Source organism: Achromobacter sp. 2789STDY5608615 (genome assembly GCF_001298995.1).
Lineage (GTDB): Bacteria > Pseudomonadota > Gammaproteobacteria > Burkholderiales > Burkholderiaceae_B > Achromobacter > Achromobacter insuavis.
Genome location: NZ_CYTY01000003.1, coordinates 1 through 4517 on the forward strand (window position 1 = coordinate 1; position 4517 = coordinate 4517).

The window sequence follows — 4517 nt, forward strand, 5'->3', positions numbered from 1 at the left end:
GGCCGGCGCGCGTTCCTGGGCGCCAGCCTGGGCGGCGCGGCCGCCGCGGCGGTGGCCGCCGTGGTGGCGCCGCCGTTCCGCCTGTGGCCGGCCTGGGACGAATGGTCGGCCGACTACCGCACCGACACCGGCGACCGGCGCCAGTTCGGGCTGGGCGAGCGGGTGCAGGTGGACATGAACACCCAGACCAGCATCGCGCTGCGTTCGGAACAGCCGGGCGCGGTGCGGGTCGAGCTGATCGCCGGCGAAGCCGCGTTCGACGGCCTGGCCTCGCCGACCGCCGTGACGGTGATGGCGGGCCAGGGCCGCGCCGAGGCCCGCGGCGCGCGCTTCGAACTGCGCAACCTGGGCGGCACGGTCTGCGTCACCTGCATCGCCGGCTCGGTGCGCGTGGCGCTGGGCGGTGGCGCCACCTTGCTCGGCCCCAGCGAGCGCCTGTTCTACGACGGGCAGGGACTGGGCCAGGTGCAGCGCATCGACCCGGCCGAGACCTCGGCCTGGCGCCAGGGCTCGCTGGTGTTCCGGCAGACGCCGCTGGCCGAGGTGGTGGCCGAGATCAACCGCTACCGCCGTGGCCGCGTGGTGCTGCTGGACGGCGCGCGCGGCGCCAGCGCGCTCAGCGGCCGCTTCGAGATCCGCGACACCGACAAGGTGCTGGTGCAGATCGAAAAGGCCTTCGGCCTGACCGCCACGCATCTGCCGGGCAACGTGGTGCTGCTCGGCTGAGGGCCGCGTGGCGGGTTTGGCCCGCCCATCTCGTCCTATACAGGCAGGCCGCGCATGACCGCCATCGAGGGCGCATGCCGCGTCCGCGCGATGGGGAGCAGTCGTGTCGCGTAAACCGAATATCGGTATTCGAGAGTTGAAGGAGAATCTGTCGGCCGTGGTGGATTCGGCGTGGGAGCATCCCGTGTCGGTGCATCGTTACGGCTCGCCCTGGGTCTGGATCGTGTCGCACGAGGTCTGGTCCCGCAACACCCGCCGGGTCGAGTTCAATCCGGCCGGCCATCCGCTGGCCGCGCTGCGCGAGCACCTGGACCGGGCGGTGGCCGCCAGCCAGCCGCGGCTGCACGCGGCCGCGATCCGCGCCATGCTGCGCATCGAGGCGCAGCCGCTGCTGCGGGCGCTGGCGATCCAGCTGCTCTATGGCGTCGAGACCGAGGCCGGCCTGCACGAGCAGATTTCCTGCAACCTGCTGTTCCGCTGGTTCGTCGGCCTGTCGCTGGACCAGGAAATCTGGAGCCCGCACGAGTTCGGCCAGGCGCTGGAGCGAGTGCTGGCCAGCGCCGACATGATCGACATCCTGGCGCAGTCGCTGGATGGGGCGCCGGTCGCGCCGATCGAGCAGGCCACCGGCATCGCGCTGAACCGCGCGCTGCTGCAGGCCTGGCGCGCGCGGGCGATCCGTCCTGAATAAAAAAGCTGGCGGGTTCCGCCGCGCCGAGTCGTCTTAGGGGTACAGGCCGCGCCATACGTAGCGCGGCCATACCGGACGTGGGCCTACCCGGCCCCTAGGAGCGCGTGATGTCGGCGACCGTCAACGTAGGCATGCTCGAGCTGGACCGCAAGCTGTCCAAGGTGCTCGATTGCGCCAGGCAGCAACCCGTATCGGTATCCCGCTACGGCTCCCCCTGGGTCTGGGTCGTGTCGCACGAAACCTGGATCGGCCAGATCCAGCTGACCCGCTACGTGCCGCCGCGCCATCCGCTGGTGGCCCTGCGCGAACACATCGACGACACGCTGCGGGCGCACGCCGCGCTGCTGCGCCAGGCCAGCCTGGACTGCGGGCTGACGCTGGATCCGGCGATCCTGTGCCGCACCCACATTCTGCAACTGCTGTATCCCGCCGGCAGCAAGCCGTACTTCCATGAACAGATCGCCTACAACCTGCTGTTCCGCTGGTTCGCCGGCCTGTCGGAAGGCGGTGGCTGCGAGTGCGCGCCGACCTTCGACGACGAGCTCGACGCGGTCGCGGGCCACGCCGGCATTGCCGAGCTGTTGCGCCAGGCGCTGGACGACGGCCTGCTGACGCCGGCCAATTGGGCAATGCGCAAGCGGGCCGCCCAGCGTCCGGCCGGCACCGGACGGCGCCCGCTTGCGCCCGGGGGGGCAGGCCCGTCACGGAGAGCCGACATGTCCCTGTGTCTTGAACCGGCGCCGCCGGCGCGACGGCGCCGCGACGAGTTCGCCGCGGGCGGCGCGCAGGCGGCGCGTCCGCGCCCGCTCTGCCTGGGCGAATTCGTGGCGGCGAACTATGGGCGCCTGATGCAGGCGCTGCGCGGCCACCTCGGTTGCCCGGACCTGGCCGCGGACAGCCTGCACGACGCCTGGCTGCGCGTGGCCGAGGGCGGGGCGGCGCCGGCGCCCGCCGTCCTCAATCCCGGCGCCTACGTGTTCCGCATGGCCTGCAACATCGCCATCGACCGCCTGCGCGCGGAACGGCTGCCGGGCGCGGCCGAGGTGATCTGGGACGACATCGAGGACACGGCGCCGGGGCCGCAGCGGATCGCGCAGGCCCGTTCCTCGATGCGCGGCGTGCTGCGCCTGATCGAGGCGATGCCGCGGCAGCAGCGCGAGATCTTCATCGGCGTGCGCATCGAAGGCATGCTGCAGAGCGAGGTGGCGGCGCGCTATGGCGTGTCCGGACGCATCGTCCGGCGCCACCTGCGCGACGCCTGTCGCCACGTCGAGAGCCAGGCGGCGCGGTTGCGGGCATGACACGGCGCGCGGCCGCAACCTCGTCTTCGCCCCGGGCCCCGCATGCCCGGGCCGGCCGCCGCGCGGCGCCTCAGCGCGGCTTCACGCTGATCGAACTGATGGTGGTGCTGGTGATCGTGGGCATCGCCACGGCCGCGCTGGGGTTGAGCATCCGCAGCGATCCGGCGCGCCGCCTGCGCGACGACGCGCAGCGGCTGGCCGAGAGTTTCGCCGCCGCGCAGGGCGAAGCGCGCGGCGATGGCCGCGTCATTGCGTGGCAGGCCGACGCGGACGGCTACCGTTTCGTGCGCGGCGCCTGGGCGCTGGACGGTGCGGTGCCGCTGCTGGACGCCACGAGGATCGAGGACTTCGCGCGGGATCAGGCGCTGCGGCCGCGTCCCTGGCAGGCCGGCCCGGTGCGGGTATCGCCCGCCGGCCCGGTGCTGCTGACGGCCGAGTGGTTCGGCCCGCCGTGGCGGCTGACGCTGTCCAACGCGGCGGGCCAGGTCGACGTGCAGCGCGATGCCAGCGGCCGCTTCCTGGTGCGCTGACGTGCGGCGTGCGCGCCAGCCGTCCCGCCCGCCGCCGCGCCGCCCGGCGCGCGCGGCCGGCTTCACGTTGCTGGAGATCCTCATCGCGCTGGCCATCGTCAGCGTGGCGCTGGCGGCCGTCATGCGAACCACCGGCATGCTGACGACCAACAACGGCGTGTTGCGCGAACGGGCGCTGGCGTTGCTGTCGGCGCAGAACCGGCTGATCGAGCTGCAGCTGGCGCCGCCGGCGCTGACCGCCAGCGGCGACAAGGCCGCCTGCCCGCAGGGGCCGCTGGCCCTGGTGTGCGACAGCCGCTACACCGACGCCCGCGAGGGCGCGCGCACGGTCACCGTCGAGGTCTATCTCGACCATCGCCCGACGCCGCGCCTGGCCACGCTGTCCGGCATCGTCGAGAACCGCTCTCCATGACGCCGCGACGCCAGGCCGGGTTCACGTTGATCGAGGTGATCATCGCCATCATGATCATGGCCATCATCAGCCTGATCTCCTGGCGCGCCATCGACAGCGTGGCGCTGACCAGCCGCAAGCTCGATCAGCACACCGACGACGCGCTGGCGCTGCAGCGCGCCTTCGACCAGTTCGAACGCGATGTCGCCGCGCGCAGCCTGGTGCTGGCCGAGCCGCCGGCGGCCGAGGCCCCGGCCGCGCCCGGGGCCGAAGACGCCGAACCGGCGGTCATCGCGCCGCAACTGCTGCCCGACGCGATCCATGTCAGCGGCATGAAGACGCCGGCGCCGCGCATCGACATCGTGCGCGGCGCGCCCGGGCAGCCGCAGGCGCGCCAGCGCGTGATCTGGGAACGCCAGGGCGGCCGCCTGCTGCGCACGGCGGGACGGCCGACCGACGCCATGCCGCTGCCCATGCCCGCGCCGGATACCGGCACGCCGGTGCTGGACGAATTGCTGGACTTCAGCGTGCGGGCCTGGGCGCCCGGACGCGGCTGGGTGGCGCTGCCGGGGCGGGGCGAGCAGCCGGCCACGGCGCTGGAGCTGGTGATCTCGCGCGGCGTGCTGGGGCAGACGCCGCTGCGCTATCGCCGCGTGCTGCTGTTGCATTGACCCATGACCTGGAGCCTGCCGCCATGGCGCTGAATTTCCGAATCGACTCGAGCGCGGGCACGTCCTGGCCGCGCCTGGCCAGCCTGGCGGGCGCCGCGGCGCTGATCGCTGGGCTGGCCTGGTGGGGCCTGCGCCTGACCGAACCGCTGTCGCGCCCGCCCGCCGCGCCGGTGGCCGCGCCGGCCCCGGGCGACAACGGCGCGGCCG

At 73.4% G+C, this 4517-nt stretch carries 7 protein-coding genes; all 7 read left to right on the forward strand.

Features of this window, described 5'->3' with window-relative positions; all coding sequences use genetic code 11:
• On the forward strand, positions 1-726 hold a 726-nt coding region (locus AOZ49_RS02985; protein ID WP_054474278.1), incomplete at its 5' end, for a FecR family protein.
• Between the two features lie 136 nt (positions 727-862).
• Positions 863-1417 carry a transposase gene (locus AOZ49_RS02990; protein WP_054474279.1) on the forward strand — a complete coding sequence of 185 codons (555 nt, stop codon included), beginning with the start codon at positions 863-865 and terminating at the stop codon, positions 1415-1417.
• Between the two features lie 107 nt (positions 1418-1524).
• Positions 1525-2718: a sigma-70 family RNA polymerase sigma factor gene (locus tag AOZ49_RS02995; RefSeq protein WP_054474280.1), complete on the forward strand. Its 1194-nt coding sequence runs from the start codon at positions 1525-1527 to the stop codon at positions 2716-2718.
• The gene (gene gspH / locus AOZ49_RS03000; protein ID WP_082380285.1) at positions 2715-3248 is read left to right on the forward strand and encodes a type II secretion system minor pseudopilin GspH; all 534 of its coding nucleotides are present in this window, start codon (positions 2715-2717) and stop codon (positions 3246-3248) included. Before AOZ49_RS02995 ends, gspH begins: the two co-directional genes overlap by 4 nt.
• A gap of 1 nt (position 3249) precedes the next feature.
• On the forward strand, positions 3250-3660 hold the full coding sequence (gene gspI / locus AOZ49_RS03005) for a type II secretion system minor pseudopilin GspI (protein ID WP_054474281.1): 411 nt from the start codon (positions 3250-3252) through the stop codon (positions 3658-3660).
• Complete coding sequence (locus tag AOZ49_RS03010; protein ID WP_054474282.1) at positions 3657-4310, forward strand: PulJ/GspJ family protein; 654 nt, start codon at positions 3657-3659, stop codon at positions 4308-4310. The genes gspI and AOZ49_RS03010 overlap by 4 nt, the downstream gene beginning before the upstream one ends.
• A 23-nt stretch (positions 4311-4333) precedes the next feature.
• Positions 4334-4517 (forward strand): hypothetical protein (locus AOZ49_RS32865; RefSeq protein WP_054474283.1); only part of this gene is annotated, 184 nt, incomplete at its 3' end.

Coding starts and splice junctions, on each gene's coding strand:
- AOZ49_RS02995 (WP_054474280.1), top strand. CDS start 1,525: ATGTCGGCGACCGTCAACGTAGGCATGCTCGAGCTGGACCGCAAGCTG.
- AOZ49_RS03010 (WP_054474282.1), top strand. CDS start 3,657: ATGACGCCGCGACGCCAGGCCGGGTTCACGTTGATCGAGGTGATCATC.
- gspH (WP_082380285.1), top strand. CDS start 2,715: ATGACACGGCGCGCGGCCGCAACCTCGTCTTCGCCCCGGGCCCCGCAT.